Origin of the sequence: Streptomyces sp. BBFR51, from assembly GCF_044591655.1 — a bacterium.
Classification (GTDB): domain Bacteria; phylum Actinomycetota; class Actinomycetes; order Streptomycetales; family Streptomycetaceae; genus Streptomyces.
The window spans coordinates 5,581,087-5,601,538 of sequence record NZ_CP172448.1; the positions used below are offsets into that span (position 1 = coordinate 5,581,087).

Consider the following 20,452-nt stretch of genomic DNA (forward strand, 5'->3'; position numbering starts at 1 on the left):
GTACCGGTCGGACGGGGTCGGCGGGTACCGTGGTGGCGGCCCGGACATCCCAAGGAGCTTCAGGTGTTCAATGACATAGGCGCACTAGAGCTGGTGACGCTCGTCGTCCTCGCCGTGCTCGTCTTCGGTCCGGACAAGCTCCCCAAGGTCATCCAGGACGTGACCCGCACCATCCGGAAGATCCGGGAGTTCTCCGACAGCGCCAAGCAGGACATCCGCCAGGAGCTGGGCCCCGAGTTCAAGGACTTCGAGTTCGAGGACCTCAACCCCAAGACGTTCATCCGCAAGCAGCTGGACAACGACGAGCTGGGGCTCAAGGAGATCCGCAACGGCTTCGACCTGAAGAAGGAGATGGCCGAGGTCACCGACGCGGTCCACGGCCGCGACGCGGAAGCCTCGTCGTCCGCTTCCTCTTCGTCCGGATCCTCGCCCGCCGCCTCCTCGTCCGGTTCCGGCGGCGGTCGCATAGACATGTCGAAGAAGCCCGAGCAGCCCGCGGCCGACGACCGCCCGCCCTTCGACGCGGACGCCACCTGATCCCTCCGCCCGACCCCGGCCCGCCGGCCGCGAACGTGACGCGTCTCATACTCCGGACGGGGCGCACAAGCCGTGAAGGCGACGTCCGCGCGACCCACGCGCCGGGCGATTTCCCGGCTGCCGCCAGTGGTGTGGCTATGCTGCCCGAGTTGTTGTGCGGACCGGACGAGTGCGCCCGAAGGGGGGCGGGCCGTTCCGGTCCGACGAGAGCGAGGAGGCGTCCGGGCACATGGAGACGACGAGTCGGGCAGTCGCGCAGACGCCGGCCGCGGAGGGCGGACCACAGTCCCCCTCCGGCCGGAGTACGGTCGACGGCTACCTGCGTGCGCCCTTCCCGTGGTACGGCCTCGACGAGGCCTTCACGGGGCGGCGTCGGCTGATGCAGGTCGGTGAGGCGGCCGACGGGGCCGTGGAGCACGGTTCGATCGGGCACGGCGACGAACCGTCGGTGCGCAACGAGCACGTGGCGGGCGACGAGCAGGACGCCAAGGAGAAGTTCGCGGTCGTCGTGACCGTCGCGGCCAACCCCGACCGGCGCAGCGCCGACGGCACGGGCCTGCTGGAGGCCACCTCCGTGTCCTCGGCGGCCTGGCTCGCCGGGGTGGGGCTGCTGTCCTTCACCTGGCCCGGCCAGATGGACCACTCGCTGCGCGACGACTGGCTGGAGCAGCAGACGGAGACCGCGTGGGTCCTCGCCGACGACCTCGACGGCGAGGACTGGACGACGCTGTCCCTGCCCGTGGACGGCGTGCCGACGTCCTTCCACTACCGGGAGTCCGAGTTCGGCTGGGTGCTCGCCGGGTCCACCGAGCAGGGGGTGCACCTCGGGGCGTACGGACGGGGCATGAGCGCCTACGGGCTGGCGTTCGCCGTCGTCAAGGACATCGCCGCGTACGCCTGACGGGCATACGGCGGAGGTACGACGAAGAGGCGAGAGGGGGCGCCGTCCGTGCGGACGGCGCCCCCTCTCCCGTACGAGGCGTCAGAACTTGTTCTTCGGCGTGATCCCCAGCGACAGCCCCGAAAGCCCCCGCTGCCGGCCGCCCAGCTTGCCGGCGATGGAGCGCAGGGCCGCGCCCGCCGGGGAGTCCGGGTCGGACAGGACCACGGGCTTGCCCTCGTCGCCGCCCTCGCGCAGGCGGACGTCGATCGGGATGGAGCCGAGGACCGGGACCGACGCGCCCGTGGTGCGGGTCAGGCCGTCGGCGACCGACTGGCCGCCGCCGGTGCCGAAGACGTCGACCATCTCACCGCAGTGCGGGCAGGGCAGCCCGGACATGTTCTCGACGACGCCGACGATCTTCTGGTGGGTCTGCACGGCGATCGCGCCGGCCCGCTCGGCCACCTCGGCGGCGGCCTGCTGAGGGGTCGTCACGACGAGGATCTCGGCGTTCGGCACGAGCTGCGCGACGGAGATCGCGATGTCGCCGGTGCCGGGCGGCAGGTCGAGCAGCAGGACGTCCAGGTCGCCCCAGTACACGTCCGCCAGGAACTGCTGGAGCGCGCGGTGCAGCATCGGGCCGCGCCACACGACCGGCGCGTTGCCCGGGGTGAACATGCCGATCGAGATGACCTTCACCCCGTTGGCCGAAGGCGGCATGATCATGTTCTCGACCTGGGTGGGACGCCCGTCGGCGCCCAGCATGCGCGGCACGGAGTGGCCGTAGATGTCGGCGTCGACGACACCGACCTTCAGGCCGTCCGCCGCCATCGAGGCCGCCAGGTTCACCGTCACCGAGGACTTGCCGACGCCGCCCTTGCCGGACGCCACCGCGTACACCCGGGTCAGGCTGCCCGGCTTGGCGAAGGGCACCTCGCGCTCGGTCTGCCCGCCGCGCAGGGCGGTGGCCAGCTCCTTGCGCTGCTCGTCGCTCATCACGTCCAGCTCGACGTCGACGCGCGTGACACCCTCGACGCGCGACACCGCGTCCGTCACGCGCTGCGTGATGGTGTCCCGCATGGGGCAGCCGGAGACCGTCAGGTACACGGCGACCGCGACCGCCCCGTCCGCGCCGATCTCCACCGACTTGACCATCCCCAGCTCGGTGATGGGCCGGTTGATCTCGGGGTCGTTCACCGTCGCCAGTGCTTCACGCACCGCGTCTTCCGTAGCCATAGGGTCGATGGTACGGCGCCGCCCACGGGGCGCGGAAAGCCCCGTCATCGGTCGTGTACGTCACGCCCCGGCGACCGATCCGCCGGGAATACCCCGCGGTCGGGGTGATGGCCGTTCTGCCGCTCCTCCAGGTCCCGGATCACGTCCTGCAACTCGGAGCGGATCCAGTCCCGCGTCGCGACCTCGCCCAGGCCGATGCGCAGGGCGGCGATCTCCCGGGTCAGGTACTCGGTGTCGGCGATCGACCGCTCGTTCTGCTTGCGGTCCTGCTCCAAATTGACCCGGTCACGGTCGTCCTGCCGGTTCTGCGCGAGCAGGATCAAAGGGGCCGCGTAGGAAGCCTGTAGCGAGAGCATCAGCGTCAGGAAGATGAACGGGTACTCGTCGAAGCGCAGACCGCTCGGCGCGGACACGTTCCACACCACCCACAGGATGATGACGACCGTCATCCAGACGATGAACCGCCCGGTGCCCAGGAAGCGCGCGACGCGCTCGGACAGCCTGCCGAAGGACTCCGGGTCCCACTCGGGCAGCAGCCTGCGGCGCGGCGGGCGGGGCTGGTCGAGGCGGGCCCGGGCCCGGGAGGACGCGGTGGCCCCCGACGCGGCGCGCTCACGGGTCGTCGTCTCGCGCTCAGGCACCATCCGTGCCCACCTCCCCCGTCGTCGTCGCCGTCTCGTCCAGGTGGTACTCGGTCTCCCGCCAGTCGTCGGGCAGCATGTGGTCCAGTACGTCGTCCACGGTGACCGCGCCGAGCAGCGCCCCGGAATCGTCGACGACGGGCGCCGCGACCATGTCGTACGCGGCGAAGAACCCGGCGACCACCGGCAGCGCGGCGTCCGGATCCAAGGGCTGCAGATCATCGTCGATGATCGAGCCGACCAGCGTGTACGGGGGGTCCCGCAGCAGGCGCTGGAAGTGGACCGTGCCCAGGTACTTGCCGGTCGGGGTCTCCTCGGGCGGGCGGCAGACGTAGACCTGCGCGGCGTGCGCCGGGGACAGGTCGGGGTTGCGGATGCGGGCCAGGGCGTCGGCGACGGTCGCGTCGGGCCGCAGCACGATCGGCTCGGTCGTCATCAGACCGCCGGCCGTGTGCTCCTCGTACGCCATCAGGCGCCGCATGTCGGCCGCGTCGTCGGGCTGCATCAGGCTCAGCAGCCGCTCCTTGTCCTCCTCGGGCAGCTCGCCGAGCAGGTCGGCCGCGTCGTCGGGGTCCATCGCCTCCAGGACGTCCGCGGCGCGCTCCTCCTTGAGCTTGCCGAGGATCTCGATCTGGTCGTCCTCCGGCAGCTCCTCCAGCACGTCGGCCAGGCGGTCGTCGTCGAGGGCGGCGGCGACCTCGGCTCGGCGCTTGGCGGACAGGTGGTGCAGGACGTTGGCGAGGTCGGCGGGGCGCAGCTGCTCGAAGGTGGCCAGCAGGTTCTCGGCGCCCTGGCCCTGCTCCTCCACGGAGAAGCCGGTGACGCCGGACCACTCGACGGTCAGCGTCTCGCCCTTGTTGCGCCGGAAGGCGCCGCCCTTCCTGCCCTTGCGGACGAAGACCTTGTCGATCTCCCAGTCCCGGCGGGCGGGCAGCTGCTGCACCGACAGGTCCAGCACGGTGACCTCCTCACCCGTCTCGGTGAGCGTGACCCGCCGGTCGAGCAGCTCGCCGAAGACGAGGCGCTCGGTGGGCCGCTGCTCGAAGCGCCGGACGTTGACCACGCCGGTGGTGATGACCTGGCCGGACTCGATGCCGGTGACCCGGGTCATGGGCAGGAAGATGCGGCGGCGGGTGGTGAGTTCGACGACCAGGCCGAGCACCCGCGGGGGCTTGCGGGCGACGCGGAGCATGACGACCAGATCCCGCACGCGTCCCACCTGGTCACCGGCCGGGTCGAACACGGCGATGCCGGAGAGGTGGGAGACGAAGATCCGGGGGGCGCCCGCTGCCATGGCCGCGGCTCCTTTCCTCAAGCTCCGTAAGCGTGCGTCAGGGTGCGTGAGAGCTGATTCGTACGGTGTCTCTTTTCCGAATTGCCCGCTCGGACGGGCTTCAGGCTAGCCCGTCCCGATCGGCCTCGCCCCGGTGGCCGGTCCGGACGGACTGGCTCCGTTCACCGTCCGCGGCCCCGGTACGCTGCGGTACGCCCGCCCGGACCCCGGTCAGCTCCGTGCCGGCGCCTGTCAGCCCTGTCAGAAAGGCAGTCCCACCTGTGTCTGTGACTCCCCGGCGCCGAATCCGCAGGGCCGCTTGGATGGGCGCGGTGTGCGCCCTGGCGGTGACGGGGGCCGGGCTGACGGGATGCAGCAGCGAGGACCCCGACGCGGGCACCAACGGCCTCGGAAAGCTCCCGGCCGACAAGATCCAGGCCAAGGCCGGCACGGCCGCCGAGGTCGCCGACACGGTACGTCTGCACGGCACGGTGGCCGCCGGCGGCAGCACGTACACCCTCGACATGCGGCTGAAGGACGACGGAGGGACCGGGTCGGTCGCCGCCGAGGGGACGACGTTCGGGCTGCTGCGCGTCGGCGACCAGCTCTTCCTCAAGGCCGACGCCGGGTTCTGGAGCCACGACGGCGGCGACGCCAAGGCGGCCGGCAAACTGGCCGGCAAGTACGTGAAGGTGCCGCAGAGCGACCCCGTGTACAAGAAGTTCAGCGGCTTCACGGACAAGGACGTCCTCCTCGGCGGCCTGCTGACCCTGCACGGCACGCTGAAGACGGACGGCCGCCACGAGCAGGCGGGCGTGCGCACCATCCGGATCACCGGCGACGAGGGCGCCGGCGGCTCGCTGGACGTCTCCCTGGAGGGCAAGCCGTACCCGCTGCGCCTGGTGCGGGCGGGCAGCGCGGGCACGCTCAGCTTCTCGGACTGGAACAAGGACTTCACGCTGGAGCAGCCGCCGAAGGACGACACCCTGGACTACGGCAAGCAGCTGCCGACGTCGTAGGGCACCGGCGGGGCCGCTGTGAGGCACCCGCCAGGGCCCACGCGGCGGATCGGGTCGCAGGAATGCCGCGCCACCCCTCGTGCCCGGGCCCCGGCCCCGCCGCTGCGTCTGCGTCTGCGTCTGCGTCTGCATCTACGTCTGCGGCATGATCCGCCGGGCCGGCCCTAGCGGCGTTTGCGGCGCTTCAGCAGCAGCCGGGGCAGACCCGCCGGCGCCGGCTGCCGGGTCGTTGCCGGGCTCGGCAGCGGTGCCTCGGCCAGTGAGGCGTCGGGCAGCGGCGCCGTGGTCCCCGTCGGCTCCAGGCGCAGTACCCGGCACTCGCGGGCCCAGCGGCCGGTCATGGCCTCGCCGTCCGGCGCGTTCAGCCGCTTGCCCTTGAGGTCGGCGACCGCGGCCTGCCACGCCTCGGAGGCGGGCGGCAGCTCCACGACCCGGGCGGCCCAGGAGACCAGCCGGCCGCCCTTGTCCTTGCTGCGCACCGTCACCTCGGCCGTGGACCCGTCGGCCAGCCCCGGCAGCGGCTGCTCGCCGGGCCCGTCGCCGACGACGCAGGCCGCGCCCTCGTGCCAGACGTGCCACAGGGCCCGGGCGGGCACTCCGGGGCCCGCGACCCAGATGAGGCCGGACTTCTTCGTGGCCTCCTCGACGAGGGCCTGGTCGAGCAGCTCGCTTGTCATGCCGGTCAGCCTATCCAGCCCGCTGCGGCCCCGGTCAGAGCCAGCCGTTGCGCTTGAGCGTGCGGTGGATGCCCAGGCAGATGACGACCGTGACCGACAGGACGAGCGGGTAACCGAACTTCCAGTGCGTCTCCGGCATGTAGTCGAAGTTCATGCCGTACACGCCGCAGACCATCGTCGGCACGGCGATGATCGCGGCCCACGAGGTGATCTTGCGCATGTCCTCGTTCTGTGCGACGGACGCCTGGGCGAGGTTGGCCTGGAGGATGGAGTTCAGCAGTTCGTCGAAGCCGACGACCTGCTCCTGCACCCGCGCCACGTGGTCGGCGACGTCCCGGAAGTACTTCTGGATCTCCGGGTCGATCAGCCGCATCGGCCGCTCGCTGAGCAGCTGCATGGGGCGCAGCAGCGGCGCCACCGCACGCTTGAACTCCAGCACCTCGCGCTTGAGTTGGTAGATCCGCCCGGCGTCGGTGCCGCGCGGTGTGCCCTTGCGGCCCGGCGAGAACACCTCCGTCTCGACCTCGTCGATGTCGTCCTGCACCGCGTCGGCGACCGCGATGTAGCCGTCGACGACGTGGTCGGCGATGGCGTGCAGTACCGCCGAGGGGCCCTTGAGCAGCAGCTCCGGGTCCTCCTGGAGCCGGTGCCGCAGCGCGCGCAGCGAGCCCTGCCCGCCGTGCCGGACGGTGATGAAGAAGTCCCGCCCGGTGAAGCACATGACCTCGCCGGTCTCGACGACCTCACTGCTGGCGGTCAGCTCGTCGTGGTCGACGTAGTGGATGGTCTTGAAGACCGTGAACAGGGAGTCGTCGTAGCGCTCCAGCTTGGGGCGCTGGTGGGCCTGGACCGCGTCCTCCACGGCCAGCGGGTGCAGCCCGAACTCCCGGGCGATACCGGCGAACTCGTCCTCGGTGGGCTCGTGCAGACCGATCCACACGAAGCCGCCGTCGCGGCGCACCTGGCGCATCGCCGTGTGCGGGGTCAGCGGCATGTCCGTCTCGACGCGTGTGCCGTCGCGGTAGACGGCGCAGTCGACGACGGCCGAGGGGGTCGCCGGGTCGCGGGTGGTGTCGTAGGCGCCGCTGTCCTTGCGCAGAGAGACGCGGGACGGGCGGACCGCGGCGCGCAGGTCACGGATCATCGACATGGCAGGCTCCTTCGCGACGGGCAGCGAACGAGGCCGGTGACGGGTGGAACCGCCCGGAATGAGGACGTCCTGACCACGCGTGTTCGGCGCGTCCACAAAGCGGGGGGCACCGCACCGTCGCGGTGGCCGACTTCGCTGCTGATTCAGCTGCTGATACGGATCGATGGGGACCCATGGGGATCGCATCGATGGATCGGATCAGGCAAAACGAGACGAAGTGCTCTTCCGTGTGAAGGCCCGCGGACGGAAAGGCGCGCGGACGGAAAGCGGCAGCGACAAGAAGTGGAACTGCTGCGTCAGCGGCCGGAAGAGCGAGTGGTACTGCACGGTCGACTTCGGTCCATGCCGCCCACCTCCTCCGGCCGGTCCCTCGTGAGGGACGATCCATTCCCCTTGTTTGGAGGGGCTCCCCGTAGGGGAGAGTTCACAGTGTCGAGGGCTTGATCGCGACGCACTGCGTGCTGCCCCGAACCGCTGGCCCACAGTACCAGTCGCGCGACGTGTCAAGGCGCCGCTTTGCCGCTTCACGACGAGTTCTATGCTCGCGGCATGGCTGATGTTCTTCCTCTGGTCGAGGCCCGGTTGCGCAGTGCGCTGGGCGAGCCGGACGCGCGCGCGGCGGTCACCTTCCTCGGCACCGACCGCATCGAGGTGCTGCGCTTCCCCGCCGGCGGCCAGGAGGGCGACATCGTCCGCTACGCCACCCTCGGGATGTCCGCGCAGCCCATGGCGGACCCCACGGCCGCGCTCGCCGACCCGGTCAAGGGCCCCCGTGCCGAGCTGGTCCTCTCGGTCCGGGCCGGTCTCGCCGACACCGGCAAGGTGCTCAGGCCGCTCGCCGTACTGGCCGCGTCCCCGCAGGTCGAGGGCGTGATCGTGGCGCCCGGCGCGTCGCTCGACGTCGGGGAGGCGCTGTGGCCCGGGGCCCCGTTCACCTCGGTCCTGGTCGCCGAGCCGGGGGGCCTTGTCGAGGACCTGGAACTGGACGCCCCGCTGGACCCCGTGCGGTTCCTGCCGCTGCTGCCGATGACGCCGAACGAGGCCGCCTGGAAGCGGGTGCACGGCGCACCGGCCCTCCAGGAACGCTGGCTGACGCACGGGACGGACCTGCGCGATCCGTCCCGCAGGTCCGTCCCCCTGGACTGACGGACCGGCGTGACGTAACTCACCGGTCCCGTCCGGTCAGTTGGCGAAGACCGCGACCCCGTCCTCGGTCGCGTGCCGCGGCTCCAGCTCCTCCGCTTCGAGGGTGAGCGCCCGACGCCGTACGACGACCACGACCGCGCCCAGTACGGCGGTCGCCGCCGCCACCACGAACGGGATGTGGACGTCGGTCCACTCCTCGATCTTCGGCGCGAAGTAGGGCGCGGCCGCCGCCGCGAACCAGCGCACGAAGTTGTAGCCCGCGCTGGCCACCGGACGCGGCGCGTCGGACACCCCGAGGGCCAGCTCGGTGTAGACGGTGTTGTTCACGCCGATGAACGCGCCGGACAGGATCGTGCAGACGATCGCCGCGGTGTGGTTGCCGTAGCCGAGGACCAGTACGTCGGCCGCGAGCAGTACCAGCGAGCCGCCGAGCACCTTCAGCGAGCCGAAGCGCCGCTGCATGCGCGGCGCCACCAGGACCGAGAAGACGGCGAGCAGCAGGCCCCAGGCGAAGAACACGGCACCCGACTTGTACGGGGTCATGTTCAGCACGAACGGGGTGAAGGCCAGCACCGTGAAGAACGTGTAGTTGTAGAAGAAGGCCGAGATCGCGGCGGAGGCGAGACCGCCGTGGCCCAGCGCCTTGATCGGGTCGAGGAGCGACGTCTTGCGGGCCGGCTTCGGCTGCTCCTTCAGGAACACCGTGATGCACAGGAACCCGATCGCCAGCAGGAAGGCCGTGCCGAAGAACGGGTAGCGCCAGCTGGCGTCGCCGAGCAGCGCGCCCAGCAGCGGGCCGCAGGCCATGCCGAGGCCGAGCGCGGACTCGTAGAGCAGGATCGCGGCGGCGCTGCCCCCGGCCGCGGCGCCGACGATGACCGCGAGTGCCGTCGAGACGAACAGCGCGTTGCCCAGGCCCCAGCCGGCCCGGTAGCCGACGAGCTGGCCGACGGTGTCGGAGGTGCCGGCCAGGCCCGCGAAGACCACGACGAACGCCAGGCCCAGCAGCAGGGTCTTGCGGCCGCCGATGCGGCTGGAGACGAAGCCGGTGACCAGCATCGCGAGGGCGGTGATGAGGAAGTACGAGGTGAACAGCAGGGAGACCTGACCGGCGCTCGCGTCCAGGCCCTTGGCGATGGACGGAAGGATCGGGTCGACGAGCCCGATGCCCATGAAGGCCACGACGGACGCTCCGGCGGTCGCCCACACGGCCTTGGGCTGTCGCAGGATGCCGCCCGCACCCGCGTCGAAGGGGTCCATTGCTTGCTCCAATGCCGACGACTTGGTTGGTGTATGCACATAGTAAGTTAGCTCTGCTAATTAATGCAACATACATCTAGTTACGCCGGTCGGCCCTTCCCTCCGGATGGGTGATCGTCCTTGACGTGGGGGAGTGAGGGTAGGACCGTGGGGCTCTATGAGGGGCGAACCCAGTTGCCCGAAGTGTGGTGGCCGGGTCAGGGCTCCCGGCCTCTTCGCCGATTCCTGGCAGTGCGATGCGCACGGCATCGTGCACCCGCTGCAGCCCGTCCTCCCGCCCAGCGTCGAAGCCCTCGGCGTCGTGGTGCACCGCACCCAGGTGCCGGTGTGGATGCCGTGGCCGCTTCCGGTCGGCTGGCTGTTCACCGGCGTGGCCTGTGCGGGCGACGACCGCAGCGGCGGCCGGGCCACCGCCGTCGCCTGTTCCGGACCCGGCCCGCTCGGCGGCATGGGTGAGCTGATCCTGGTGGCCGAGGAACTCGGCGTCGGCCTGGGCGCGCGGTACGCGGGGCTCGACGCCCCGGACCCGGGGCCGTACATGGACGTCGAGAAGCCGCCCCAGGCCAAGGTCCTGGCCGCCGGCCGTCCGACCCCGCTCTGGCATGTCTCCGGCGCCCCCGCCGATCGCGCCGTCTTCGCCGGAGAGGCCCTCGGGATGTGGCTGTGGGCCGTCGTCTGGCCCGAGCGGGCGGGGCTGCTGATGTACGAGGAACTGGTGCTGACCGACCTGCGGGACGCGGGTGCCGAGGTGGACCTGGTGCCGTGCGGGGCGCTGTCGCCACGGCTGATCGAGCCGACTGCGCCGTAGTCCTGCGGCGACCGTGCCGCAGTCCTGTGCCGACCGTGCCGCAGTCCTGTGCCGACCGTGCCGCAGTCCTGTGCCGACCGTGCCGCAGTTCTCCGGCGACGGCGCCGTAGCCCTCCGTGCGGGCGCCCGTAGGGGGTGCAGGTGTGCTGCGGGTGTGACGGCGAGGGGTCGAGTTCCGGTTACCCTTGAGCGTCCCCTTCTGTCCCGTCCCTGCTTGGAGTGAGCGTCGTGCGCATCGATCTGCACACCCACTCCACCGCGTCCGACGGCACGGACAGCCCGGCCCAGCTGGTGCGCAAGGCCGCCGTGGCCGGCCTTGACGTCGTCGCGCTGACCGACCACGACACCACCCGAGGCCACGCCGAGGCCGTCGCCGCGCTGCCGGAGGGTCTGACCCTGGTCACCGGCGCGGAACTCTCCTGCCGTCTCGACGGCGTCAGCCTGCACATGCTGGCCTACCTCTTCGATCCCGAGGAGCCCGCCCTGCTCGCCGAGCGCGAGCTGGTCCGGGACGACCGGGTGCCGCGGGCCCGTGCCATGGTCACCAGGCTCAACGCGCTGGGTGTGCCGGTCACCTGGGAGCAGGTCGCCAGGATCGCGGGCGACGGATCGGTCGGCCGGCCGCACGTGGCCTCCGCGCTCGTGGAACTCGGCGTCGTGCCGACCGTGGGTGACGCCTTCACCGGGGACTGGCTGGCCGACGGCGGCCGGGCCTTCGTGGAGAAGCACGAGACCGACCCGTTCGAGGCGATCCGGCTGATCAAGGGCGCGGGCGGCGTCGCCGTGTTCGCGCACCCGGCCGCCGCCAAGCGGGGCCGCACCGTGCCGGACACGGCGATCGCGGACCTTGCCGCCGCCGGGCTCGACGGCATCGAGGTCGACCACATGGACCACGACGCGGACACGCGGACTCGGCTGCGCGCGACGGCGAAGGAGCTGGGGCTCCTGGTGACCGGCTCCAGCGACTACCACGGCAGCCGGAAGACCTGCGTGCTCGGCGAGTACACGACGGACCCCGAGGTGTACGGGGAGATCACGCGGCGGGCGTTCGGGGCGTTCCCCGTGCCGGGGGCCGGCGGGGCCTGAGCCTCGTCTCCCGCGCGTCCACCTTTCCGCTCTCCCGCAAGGCCAGTAGCTCACCCATGTTCGACGTCGCCGTCTTCGGCTCCCTCTTCCTGACCCTTTTTGTCATCATGGATCCCCCCGGGATCACCCCGATCTTCCTCGCGCTGACCTCCGGCCGCCCCGCCAAGGTGCAGAAGCGGATGGCTCTCCAGGCCGTCTGCGTCGCCGGTGGCGTGATCACGGTGTTCGGTCTGCTCGGGCACCAGATCCTGGACTACCTGCACGTCTCCGTGCCCGCCCTGATGATCGCGGGCGGGCTGCTGCTCCTGCTGATCGCGCTCGACCTGCTCACCGGCAAGACGGACGAACCGAAGCAGACCAAGGACGTCAACGTGGCCCTCGTGCCGCTGGGCATGCCGCTGCTCGCCGGGCCCGGCGCGATCGTGTCGGTGATCCTGGCCGTGCAGAAGGCGGACAGCGTGACCACGCAGGTCTCGGTGTGGGCGGCGATCCTCGCGATCCACGTGGTGCTGTGGCTGGTGATGCGGTACTCGCTGCTGATCATCCGGATCATCAAGGACGGGGGCGTGGTCCTGGTGACGCGCCTCGCCGGCATGATGCTCTCCGCGATCGCCGTGCAGCAGATCATCAACGGCGTCACACAGGTGATCCAGGGCGCGTGAGGACGGACACGCGTGAAGACGGACGCGCGTGAGGACAGACAGGAGCCCCCGCACGGCGTCCGTGCGGGGGCTCCCGAGCGTGTGCGAAGGGTCCGCGCTACAAGGCCGAGGTGTCGGCGGGGCGGATCCACAGGCGCTGCCCGATGGCGGCGGCCTGCTGAACGATGCGGTTTACGGAGGCGGCGTCCACGACAGTCGTGTCCACGGGGGTCCCGTCGACGTCGTCGAGTCGCATGACTTCAAAGCGCATGGCCTCTCCCTTGATCTGGTCATCCTCCTGCGGAGAACTACTGGTGTGGCTCCTGGGTCGTCGGTGCCCGGGCTTCCGTAATGCTCAACGGGCTGCCCGCTACAAACATTCCCTACGCTAAGGAAATTTTTCGCACGGCTAATTACTGACAAGTAAGCCGCTTGTTACCGCGCGATAGGTGTCTGATACAAGACTGACCGGGACCGGTTGTGTTCGTAGCGTGACCGCCGGGACAATGGAGGCGATGAACGACGACCTCGCGTCCCTGAACGCTCGCATCGATCGCACGAACGAGCTGCTCCAGCGCATGCTCGCCGAGGTGGCGAAGACGCCCTCGACCCACGCGATCTTCGTCGACGCGGGTTATCTGTACGCGGCGGCGGGCCGGCTGGTCGCCGGGACCGAGGACCGCCGGGCCTTCGACCTGGACGCCGAGGGCCTGATCGAGGCGCTCATCGACAAGACCCGCACGATCTTCGCGGACAGCCGCCTGCTGCGCGTCTACTGGTACGACGGCGCCCGCCGCCGCATCCACACCGCCGAGCAGCAGTCCATCGCCGAGCTGCCGGACGTCAAGGTGCGCCTGGGCAACCTCAACGCCAACAACCAGCAGAAGGGCGTCGACTCCCTCATCCGCTCCGACCTGGAGTCCCTCGCCCGGCACCGCGCCATCAGCGACGCGGCCCTGCTGGGCGGCGACGAGGACCTCGTGTCGGCGGTCGAGGCCGCCCAGGGATACGGCGCCCGCGTCCACCTGTGGGGCATCGAGGCCCCCGAGAGCCGCAACCAGGCCGAACCCCTGCTCTGGGAGGTCGACAGCCAGCGCACCTTCGACCTCGACTTCTTCAAGCCGTACGTCTCCCGGCGCACCGCCCACGCCTTCGAGGCGGCGGGCGCCGCCCGCCCGGCCCGCGAGGACGTCCGCTTCGTGGGCGCGCAGATCGCGGCGAAGTGGCTGGCGGCGCGGGGACGCGAGTCATTGGTGGAGCTGCTCCCCGGCCACCCCTACCTCCCCGGCTCGGTGGACCAGGACCTGCTGGTGGAGGCCGAGGGGCTGCTGCAGTACTCGCTGCGCGGCCAGGCCGACCTGCGGCGTGCGCTGCGGGACGGCTTCTGGGAGCACTTGCAGGCGCAGTACTAGGGCAGTACCAGGCCCCAGTACCAGGCCAGTACCAGGCCCTCAGTCCCTGTTGTCCGTCGGTGGCGGTGCGGGCAGGCCGTCCCAGAAGTCGGCGAGGGCGCGGGCGGTCGGCAGGGGCTGGTCGGTGTTGGGGGAGTGCTCGGCGCCGGTGACGACGGTCCGGCGCGCGTCCAGCCGCACGGCCATCTCGTCCAGGAGGGGCACGGGCCAGGTGTCGTCGTAGGCGCCGGACAGCACGTGGCACGGCAGCGGCACGGCGGCGAGTTCGGCGACGCGGTCCGGCTCGGTGCACAACTGACGTCCTGTGGCGAGCAGTTGGGCCGGCCTGGTGCCCAGCCAGCGGTCACGCAGGCGTTCCGGTTCCTCCGGGCCGTGGGCGGGGGCCGGGGCGCCGGCCTCCTCCGGCGGCCCCATGGCCTGCATCACCTTCCAGACCTGCGCCATCGTCATCGTGTCGAGCGCGTCCCGCAGGAGCTTCACGCGCTGCTGCTGCGACTCCGAGATCCGCGCCGGGCCCGAGGACACCAGCGTGAGTGACACGAACGGGGCGTGGTCGAGCAGGACGGCGGCCCGCGCGATCTGACCGCCCAGCGAGTGACCGACCAGATGCACGCGCGTCCCGAGGGCGGCGACCTGCGCCAGCACGTCCCGCGCCAGCTCCGGCTGCGCGTACACGGCTTCGTCGTGCTCGGGCCCGTCGGACTCGTACTGCCCCCGCCCGTCCACGGCGACCGTGCGGTACCCGCGCGCCCCGAGCGGCTGGTGCAGCAGGGTGAAGTCCTCCTTGCTCCCCGTGAACCCGGGCAGCATCACCACCACACCCCGCGGCTCGACGCCGCCGGCCACGGGCGAGTCGACGACGGCGAACTCACCGCGCGCGGTACGCAGCCGGTACGCGCGGGCGTCCGGGGGCGGGCTGAAGGCGGCGTTCCTGCTCACGGGCAGAGGCTATCGGGCGGCGGGGACGGGGGAGGGAGCGGCTGGGCTGTGGGGGTGGTGGGACGCGCGTGGGGGAGGGGCTGAGAGACCCGCCCGGGGGCGGGTCTCTCAGCCGTGGCCCGTTCCTGCCGCCGTGCCCGGGTGCGTGAACGCCGTCGGCCCGGTCCCGCGTGGATGGCGGGACCGGGCCGACGGTCGGGTGAGCGGCGCGGATCAGCTCTTGTCGGACTCCGCGGGCTGCGCGACGGCCGTGGCCGTCTTCCGGGTGCGGCGAGCCTTCGGCTTGGCCTCGGCGTCGACGGCCTCGGCGGGCGCCTCGACGGCAACCGCGGCCTTACGGGTCCGGCGCCGCGGCGCGGCCTCCGGCTCCTGCGAGGCCTGAGCCGGAATCCCGGCGGCGGCCTCGGTGACCTCGGTGGCCTCGGCGGCCTTGCGGGTGCGGCGGCGCGGCTTGGTCTCCGTGCCCTCGGCGGTGTCGGCCGCGGCCTCTGCCTTGGCGGCGGCCGTCTTCCGGGTGCGCCGGGGCTTGGCCTCGGCGGCTTCCGGAGCCTGTACGGCCGTCTCGGTGACGTCGGCCGGCTCGGCGGCCTTGCGGGTGCGGCGACGGGGCTTGGCCTCCGCGGCCTCGGCGGTGTCGGCCGCGGCCTCTGCCTTGGCGGCGGCCGTCTTCCGGGTGCGGCGCGGCTTGGCAGCCTCGGACGCTTCCGGAGCCTGCGCCGTCTGCGCCGGGATGTCGGCGGCGGCCTCGGTGACCTCGGTCGCCTCGGCGGCCTTGCGGGTGCGGCGGCGCGGCTTGGCCTCCGTGCCCTCGGCGGTGTCGGCCGCGGCTTCCGCCTTGGCGGCGGCCGTCTTCCGGGTGCGCCGGGGCTTGGCCTCGGCGGCTTCCGGAGCCGGTACGGCCGTCTCGGTGACGTCGGCCGGCTCGGCGGCCTTACGCGTACGGCGACGGGGCTTCGTCTCCGCCGGCTCGGACGCGGGCGCGGTCGCCCCCTCGGCCGTGTCGACCGCGACCTCGGCGGTCGTGGCCTTGCGGGTGCGCCGACGCGGCTTCTCGACGGGAGCCTCGGTCGCCGGGACCTCGACGACCACCGGCGCCTCGACGACGGCCGGGGCGGTGTCCAGCGCGGCGGCCGGAGCCGCCGCCGCCTTGCGGCTGCGGCGGCGGCGCGACTTCGCCGGCGCCTCGGCGACCTCCGCGACCTCGGCCACCTCGGTGACCTGGACCTCGGAAGCCGCGAGCGCGGTGTCCTCGGTGGCCCGCGCCTCGGGAACGTCGGTCGTGGTGACCGTCTCCGGCCGGCGCGACGACTCGCCGTTGCGCGTACGGCGTCGGCGGCGCAGGGTGCGGGGACCGCCGGCGGCGTCGGTGCCCGCGTCGGCGGCGCTGTCCGCACCGCCGGTCACGGCCTCGGCCGCGGGAGCCACGGAGGCCTCCGCGTCCACCGGAGCACCGCCACGCATCCGGCGCCGGCGACGCGGCGACGTACGGGAGGAACGGTCGCGGTCGCGGTCGCGATCACCGGAACGTGATTCGTCGCGGCCACCCCGGCCGCCCCGATCACCGCGGTCGCCGCGCGCGCGGCCACCGCGGCCGCCCGGCTCGCCCAGGTCCTCGAGCTCCTCCGCGTCGAGCCCGGCGCGGGTGCGCTCCGAGCGCGGCAGAACGCCCTTGGTGCCCTCGGGGATGCCGAGGTCGGCGTACAGGTGCGGCGAGGTGGAGTACGTCTCCGGCGGGTCGCTGAAGCCCAGGTCCAGCGCCTTGTTGATCAGCTGCCAGCGCGGGATGTCGTCCCAGTCGACCAGCGTGATCGCCGTACCCTTGGCGCCCGCGCGGCCGGTGCGGCCGATGCGGTGCAGGTACGTCTTCTCCTCTTCCGGCGACTGGTAGTTGATGACGTGCGTCACGCCCTCGACGTCGATGCCGCGGGCGGCGACGTCGGTGCAGACGAGCACGTCCACCTTGCCGTTGCGGAAGGCGCGCAGGGCCTGCTCGCGGGCGCCCTGGCCGAGGTCGCCGTGGACCGCGCCGGAGGCGAAGCCGCGCTGCTTGAGCTGGTCGGCCAGGTCGGCCGCCGTGCGCTTGGTGCGGCAGAAGACCATGACCAGACCCCGGCCGTCGGCCTGCAGTATGCGCGCCACCATCTCGGGCTTGTCCATGTTGTGCGCGCGGTAGATGTACTGCTTCGTGTTCGCGACCGTCGCGCCCGCGTCGTCCGGGGAGGTGGCGCTGATGTGCGTGGGCTGCGACATGTAGCGGCGGGCCAGCCCGATGACCGCGCCCGGCATGGTGGCCGAGAACAGCATCGTCTGGCGCTTGACCGGCAGCATGTTGATGATCTTCTCGACGTCGGGCAGGAAGCCCAGGTCGAGCATCTCGTCGGCCTCGTCGAGGACCAGGCACTTGACGTGCTTGAGGCTCAGCTTCTTCTGGCCCGCCAGGTCCAGCAGGCGGCCCGGGGTGCCGACGATCACGTCGACGCCCTTCTTCAGGGCCTCCACCTGCGGCTCGTAGGCCCGGCCGCCGTAGATCGCGGTGACGCGCACGTTGCGGACCTTGCCGGCGGTCAGGAGGTCGTTGGTCACCTGCTGGCACAGCTCGCGCGTCGGGACGACGACGAGGGCCTGCGGGGCGTCGGTGAGGGCCTCGGGCGCCGCGCGGCCCGCCTCGACGTCGGCGGGGACGGTGACGCGCTCGAGGAGCGGAAGTCCGAAGCCCAGCGTCTTGCCGGTGCCGGTCTTGGCCTGGCCGATGACGTCCGTGCCCGTCAGGGCCACGGGAAGCGTCATCTCCTGGATGGGGAAGGGAGTGATGATGCCGACGGCCTCAAGGGCTTCGGCGGTCTCGGGGAGGATCCCGAGGGATCGAAACGTCGTAGTCAGGGTGCTGCCTCTTCTGTGTACGTGGTGCGAGGCGAGCGCGCGGGTCGTGCCGGACTGTGTCGGGGACGTCGGCTGCCTTACGGATGAGCCGTAGGACACGGGACCTCTGTCGACGCTCCAGCGCTCGTACCACTGAGGGTCCCCCTCCGGATTCCGTACGCAGTGTGGCGTACGGCAAGGAGGGCTGTCGGGTCGGAGCCGATCGGGCCACCGACCGGGCATCCTCATGCGTGCGGCCCGACGACGATGTCACGTACCCGTACGTCACATACTCGGCAGGCGCATTACCACCATACCCCGGATTCGCGCACACGCGATGGCCGATTTGCTCACGTAGTCGTCGTCACACTGACTGACCAGGGCCTTACCACCGCCGAAGAGCGGGTTATTGTGCGCTGCATGACGAGCTCTGACAAGCCTGGCACCGCCGCAGCCGCCCCCTCCGACTCCGCCGAGAACGCCGGAACCGCCGGAGCCACCTCGGTCGCCGCCCGGGACTGGTCGTCGGCCGCGGCCGACCCGCAGTACCGCGCCGCGGTGGTGGACCTGCTCGGCGCGCTCGCGTACGGCGAACTCGCGGCGTTCGAGCGGCTCGCGGAGGACGCCAAGCTGGCGCCCACGCTGTCGGACAAGGCGGAGCTGGCGAAGATGGCGTCGGCGGAGTTCCACCACTTCGAGCGGCTGCGCGACCGGCTGGCCGAGATCGGCGAGGAGCCGACGGGCGCCATGGAGCCCTTCGTGGCCGCCTACGACGGCTTCCACAAGCAGACCGACCCCTCCGACTGGCTCGAAGGGCTCGTCAAGGCCTACGTCGGCGACTCCATCGCCAGTGACTTCTACCGCGAGGTCGCCGCCCGTCTCGACACGGACACCCGCGAGCTGGTGCTGGCCGTGCTCGACGACACCGGGCACGCCGGTTTCGCCGTGGAGAAGGTGCGCGCGGCGATCGACGCCGACCCGCGCGTGGGCGGGCGGCTCGCACTGTGGGCGCGGCGGCTGATGGGGGAGGCGCTCTCGCAGTCCCAGCGGGTGGTGGCCGACCGGGACGCGCTGTCGACGATGCTCGTGGGCGGGGTCGCGGACGGGTTCGATCTGGCCGAGGTCGGCAGGATGTTCTCCCGGATCACCGAGGCGCACACCAAGCGGATGGCGGCGCTCGGGCTGGCCGCCTGATCTCCGTCGGCTGATCCCGTCACGTCAGTTGATTTCGGTCGGCTGACCGCCGTCGGCGCGGGTGCGGACCTGCGCGGCGGCTGCCGGTCAGGCGGTCGCCGAGCTTCTGCGGAGTCTTCCCGCGGGGCGCAGCAGCAGCGACAGCGAGGCCGCGGAGAGCGTCGCCGAGCCCAGGAGCACCAGCACGAGCCCCCCGGCGCCCAGTGCGGTGTGCGTGACGAACGCCCCGAAGAGCGCCCCGGCGATCCCCGTCGGCAGGACCAGGAGACGGGCGGGGAGGCGGTGGGGCAGACGATGCGCGGCGGCCCATGCCAGGGCGAGGCCGAGGATTGCGGCGCTGAGCGCTTCCAAGAGCATGTCGGGGTCCCTCCCACATGGCCGGCCTGCCCCAAACGGTCACAGCCGTCTTACCCCTGACCTGCGGAATGCAATCCTCCCCCTGTGGGTGAACTGTGCTCCGCCCGTGAACGGCGGGAGAGCGGGAGGGCAGGAGGGCATACGGGTGGGGCCCGGCGGTGCTGCACCGCCGGGCCCCACCCGTTCTTCGTCCGTCGTCCCGCGTCCGCCGCTACAGCGCGCCGAAGCCCACCTTGCGCGGGGCCGGCTCACCGATCTCGACGTAGGCGAGACGGTCGGCCGGCACCAGGACCTTGCGGCCGTGTTCGTCCACCAGGCTCAGCAGCTGCGACTTGCCGGCCAGTGCCTCGCCCACCACGCGCTCGACCTCCTCGGCGCTCTGACCGCTCTCCAGAACGATCTCGCGAGGCGCGTGCTGCACGCCGATCTTGACCTCCACGGCTATGTCCCTCCGACGGTCAGTAAGTGCGCGATCTTCCGCGCCGTACCCAGCACACATTAGCCCGGTGAGGGGACGTACACGCTCCGTCGGAGAACGCCAGGAGCGAACAGCCGACGGGAACGGGCTCAGTGCTGGTCGGTGCCGTGCAGCGGGAAGCCGGCGATGCCGCGCCAGGCCAGCGAGGTCAGCAACTGGACCGCCTGGTCGCGCGGCACGCTGCGGTCGCTGTGCAGCCAGGAACGGGCCACCACCTGCGCGAGGCCGCCCAGACCCGAGGCCAGCAGCATCGACTCGGCGCGCGAGAGGCCGGTGTCCTCCGCGATGACCTCGCAGATCGCCTCCGCGCACTCGTTCGTGACCTTGTCCACGCGCTCGCGCACGGCGGGCTCGTTGGTCAGGTCCGACTCGAAGACCAGCCGGAAGGCGCCGCCGTCGTCCTCGACGTACGCGAAGTACGCGTCCATCGTCGCCCGGACGCGCTGCTTGTTGTCGGTCGTCGACGCGAGGGCGCTGCGTACGGACTGGATCAGTGCCTCGCAGTGCTGGTCCAGCAGGGCGAGGTAGAGATCGAGCTTGCCCGGGAAGTGCTGGTAGAGCACCGGCTTGCTGACGCCGGCGCGCTCGGCGATGTCGTCCATCGCGGCCGCGTGGTAGCCCTGGGCGACGAACACTTCCTGTGCGGCGCCCAGCAGCTGGTTGCGTCGGGCTCGGCGGGGAAGGCGTGTGCCCCGCGGGCGTACCGCCTCTGTCTGCTCGATGGCTGTCACGCCGCCTCCCATAGTCGTCCTCGTGCGGTGTGCGCCGCGTCGCCATCGTACTTTTCGGTAACCGTGGTGTGTGCGCTGCGAGCGCAGAATTTCACGGACCGGACGATGGCGAAAGCCGCACAACAGGT

Annotated in this window: 21 protein-coding genes; 9 read left to right on the forward strand and 12 right to left on the reverse strand. The window is 71.7% G+C overall.

The features are described 5' to 3' along the window. Positions 1–63: 63 nt before the first annotated feature. Together ACGH7X_RS25675 and ACGH7X_RS25680 are read left to right on the forward strand one after the other, a co-directional pair. Entirely contained in the window at positions 64–537 is a 474-nt protein-coding gene (locus ACGH7X_RS25675; protein WP_399888446.1) for a sec-independent translocase, read from the forward strand. 229 nt (positions 538–766) lie between these two features. Beyond that, the gene (locus ACGH7X_RS25680) at positions 767–1,438 is read left to right on the forward strand and encodes a hypothetical protein (RefSeq protein WP_399888449.1); all 672 of its coding nucleotides are present in this window, start codon (positions 767–769) and stop codon (positions 1,436–1,438) included. Between the two features lie 81 nt (positions 1,439–1,519). Here the strand turns inward: ACGH7X_RS25680 and ACGH7X_RS25685 are convergent, their stop codons facing one another. Genes ACGH7X_RS25685 through ACGH7X_RS25695 form a run of 3 tightly spaced genes read right to left on the reverse strand, consistent with a single transcriptional unit; the run spans position 1,520 to position 4,588 of the window. Further along, a complete protein-coding gene (locus ACGH7X_RS25685) occupies positions 1,520–2,653 on the reverse strand; it encodes an Mrp/NBP35 family ATP-binding protein (protein ID WP_399888452.1) in 1,134 nt (377 codons plus the stop codon). A 44-nt stretch (positions 2,654–2,697) separates the two neighbouring features. Then, positions 2,698–3,297, reverse strand: coding sequence for a DUF1003 domain-containing protein (locus ACGH7X_RS25690; protein ID WP_399888455.1), 600 nt, complete (start codon positions 3,295–3,297; stop codon positions 2,698–2,700). Further along, positions 3,287–4,588: a magnesium transporter MgtE N-terminal domain-containing protein gene (locus ACGH7X_RS25695; protein WP_399888458.1), complete on the reverse strand. Its 1,302-nt coding sequence runs from the start codon at positions 4,586–4,588 to the stop codon at positions 3,287–3,289. The genes ACGH7X_RS25690 and ACGH7X_RS25695 overlap by 11 nt, the downstream gene beginning before the upstream one ends. 302 nt (positions 4,589–4,890) lie before the next feature. On the opposite strand from ACGH7X_RS25695, the gene ACGH7X_RS25700 reads away from it, so the two are divergent. Next, the gene (locus tag ACGH7X_RS25700; protein WP_399888461.1) at positions 4,891–5,586 is read left to right on the forward strand and encodes a hypothetical protein; all 696 of its coding nucleotides are present in this window, start codon (positions 4,891–4,893) and stop codon (positions 5,584–5,586) included. A gap of 164 nt (positions 5,587–5,750) precedes the next feature. Here ACGH7X_RS25700 and ACGH7X_RS25705 read toward each other — a convergent pair whose 3' ends face one another. Then, positions 5,751–6,263, reverse strand: coding sequence for a hypothetical protein (locus tag ACGH7X_RS25705; RefSeq protein ID WP_399888464.1), 513 nt, complete (start codon positions 6,261–6,263; stop codon positions 5,751–5,753). Between the two features lie 34 nt (positions 6,264–6,297). Continuing rightward, complete coding sequence (locus ACGH7X_RS25710; RefSeq protein WP_399888467.1) at positions 6,298–7,413, reverse strand: magnesium and cobalt transport protein CorA; 1,116 nt, start codon at positions 7,411–7,413, stop codon at positions 6,298–6,300. Between the two features lie 549 nt (positions 7,414–7,962). Between ACGH7X_RS25710 and ACGH7X_RS25715 the strand changes: the two genes are divergently transcribed. Beyond that, a complete protein-coding gene (locus ACGH7X_RS25715) occupies positions 7,963–8,559 on the forward strand; it encodes a suppressor of fused domain protein (RefSeq protein ID WP_399888470.1) in 597 nt (198 codons plus the stop codon). A gap of 36 nt (positions 8,560–8,595) precedes the next feature. Here ACGH7X_RS25715 and ACGH7X_RS25720 read toward each other — a convergent pair whose 3' ends face one another. Then, a complete protein-coding gene (locus ACGH7X_RS25720) occupies positions 8,596–9,819 on the reverse strand; it encodes an MFS transporter (RefSeq protein ID WP_399888473.1) in 1,224 nt (407 codons plus the stop codon). A 157-nt stretch (positions 9,820–9,976) separates the two neighbouring features. On the opposite strand from ACGH7X_RS25720, the gene ACGH7X_RS25725 reads away from it, so the two are divergent. The 3 genes from ACGH7X_RS25725 (at position 9,977) to ACGH7X_RS25735 (ending at position 12,375) form a co-directional block, all read left to right on the forward strand. After that, positions 9,977–10,627: a DUF6758 family protein gene (locus ACGH7X_RS25725; RefSeq protein ID WP_399888475.1), complete on the forward strand. Its 651-nt coding sequence runs from the start codon at positions 9,977–9,979 to the stop codon at positions 10,625–10,627. A gap of 228 nt (positions 10,628–10,855) precedes the next feature. Further along, the gene (locus ACGH7X_RS25730) at positions 10,856–11,713 is read left to right on the forward strand and encodes a PHP domain-containing protein (RefSeq protein ID WP_399888478.1); all 858 of its coding nucleotides are present in this window, start codon (positions 10,856–10,858) and stop codon (positions 11,711–11,713) included. Positions 11,714–11,769: 56 nt separating this feature from the next. Further along, positions 11,770–12,375 carry a MarC family protein gene (locus tag ACGH7X_RS25735; protein ID WP_393218765.1) on the forward strand — a complete coding sequence of 202 codons (606 nt, stop codon included), beginning with the start codon at positions 11,770–11,772 and terminating at the stop codon, positions 12,373–12,375. A 97-nt stretch (positions 12,376–12,472) separates the two neighbouring features. On the opposite strand, the gene ACGH7X_RS25740 is transcribed toward ACGH7X_RS25735, so the two are convergent. Then, positions 12,473–12,625 carry a hypothetical protein gene (locus ACGH7X_RS25740; protein ID WP_007444413.1) on the reverse strand — a complete coding sequence of 51 codons (153 nt, stop codon included), beginning with the start codon at positions 12,623–12,625 and terminating at the stop codon, positions 12,473–12,475. A gap of 235 nt (positions 12,626–12,860) precedes the next feature. On the opposite strand from ACGH7X_RS25740, the gene ACGH7X_RS25745 reads away from it, so the two are divergent. Next, on the forward strand, positions 12,861–13,766 hold the full coding sequence (locus ACGH7X_RS25745) for an NYN domain-containing protein (protein ID WP_399897347.1): 906 nt from the start codon (positions 12,861–12,863) through the stop codon (positions 13,764–13,766). Positions 13,767–13,805: 39 nt separating this feature from the next. On the opposite strand, the gene ACGH7X_RS25750 is transcribed toward ACGH7X_RS25745, so the two are convergent. Both ACGH7X_RS25750 and ACGH7X_RS25755 read right to left on the reverse strand, forming a co-directional pair. After that, positions 13,806–14,705: an alpha/beta fold hydrolase gene (locus ACGH7X_RS25750; protein ID WP_399888482.1), complete on the reverse strand. Its 900-nt coding sequence runs from the start codon at positions 14,703–14,705 to the stop codon at positions 13,806–13,808. A 213-nt stretch (positions 14,706–14,918) separates the two neighbouring features. Then, positions 14,919–17,492 (reverse strand): DEAD/DEAH box helicase, encoded by a 2,574-nt coding sequence (locus tag ACGH7X_RS25755; RefSeq protein ID WP_399888485.1) that lies wholly within the window; start codon positions 17,490–17,492, stop codon positions 14,919–14,921. A gap of 492 nt (positions 17,493–17,984) precedes the next feature. Between ACGH7X_RS25755 and ACGH7X_RS25760 the strand changes: the two genes are divergently transcribed. After that, positions 17,985–18,758, forward strand: coding sequence for a ferritin-like domain-containing protein (locus tag ACGH7X_RS25760; protein ID WP_399888488.1), 774 nt, complete (start codon positions 17,985–17,987; stop codon positions 18,756–18,758). Between the two features lie 87 nt (positions 18,759–18,845). On the opposite strand, the gene ACGH7X_RS25765 is transcribed toward ACGH7X_RS25760, so the two are convergent. The 3 genes from ACGH7X_RS25765 to ACGH7X_RS25775 form a co-directional block, all read right to left on the reverse strand. Continuing rightward, positions 18,846–19,115, reverse strand: coding sequence for a hypothetical protein (locus tag ACGH7X_RS25765; protein ID WP_399888491.1), 270 nt, complete (start codon positions 19,113–19,115; stop codon positions 18,846–18,848). Positions 19,116–19,326: 211 nt separating this feature from the next. Beyond that, complete coding sequence (locus tag ACGH7X_RS25770; RefSeq protein WP_007444428.1) at positions 19,327–19,554, reverse strand: DUF3107 domain-containing protein; 228 nt, start codon at positions 19,552–19,554, stop codon at positions 19,327–19,329. Positions 19,555–19,682: 128 nt separating this feature from the next. Continuing rightward, the gene (locus ACGH7X_RS25775; protein WP_217167537.1) at positions 19,683–20,324 is read right to left on the reverse strand and encodes a TetR/AcrR family transcriptional regulator; all 642 of its coding nucleotides are present in this window, start codon (positions 20,322–20,324) and stop codon (positions 19,683–19,685) included. Positions 20,325–20,452: the final 128 nt, after the last annotated feature.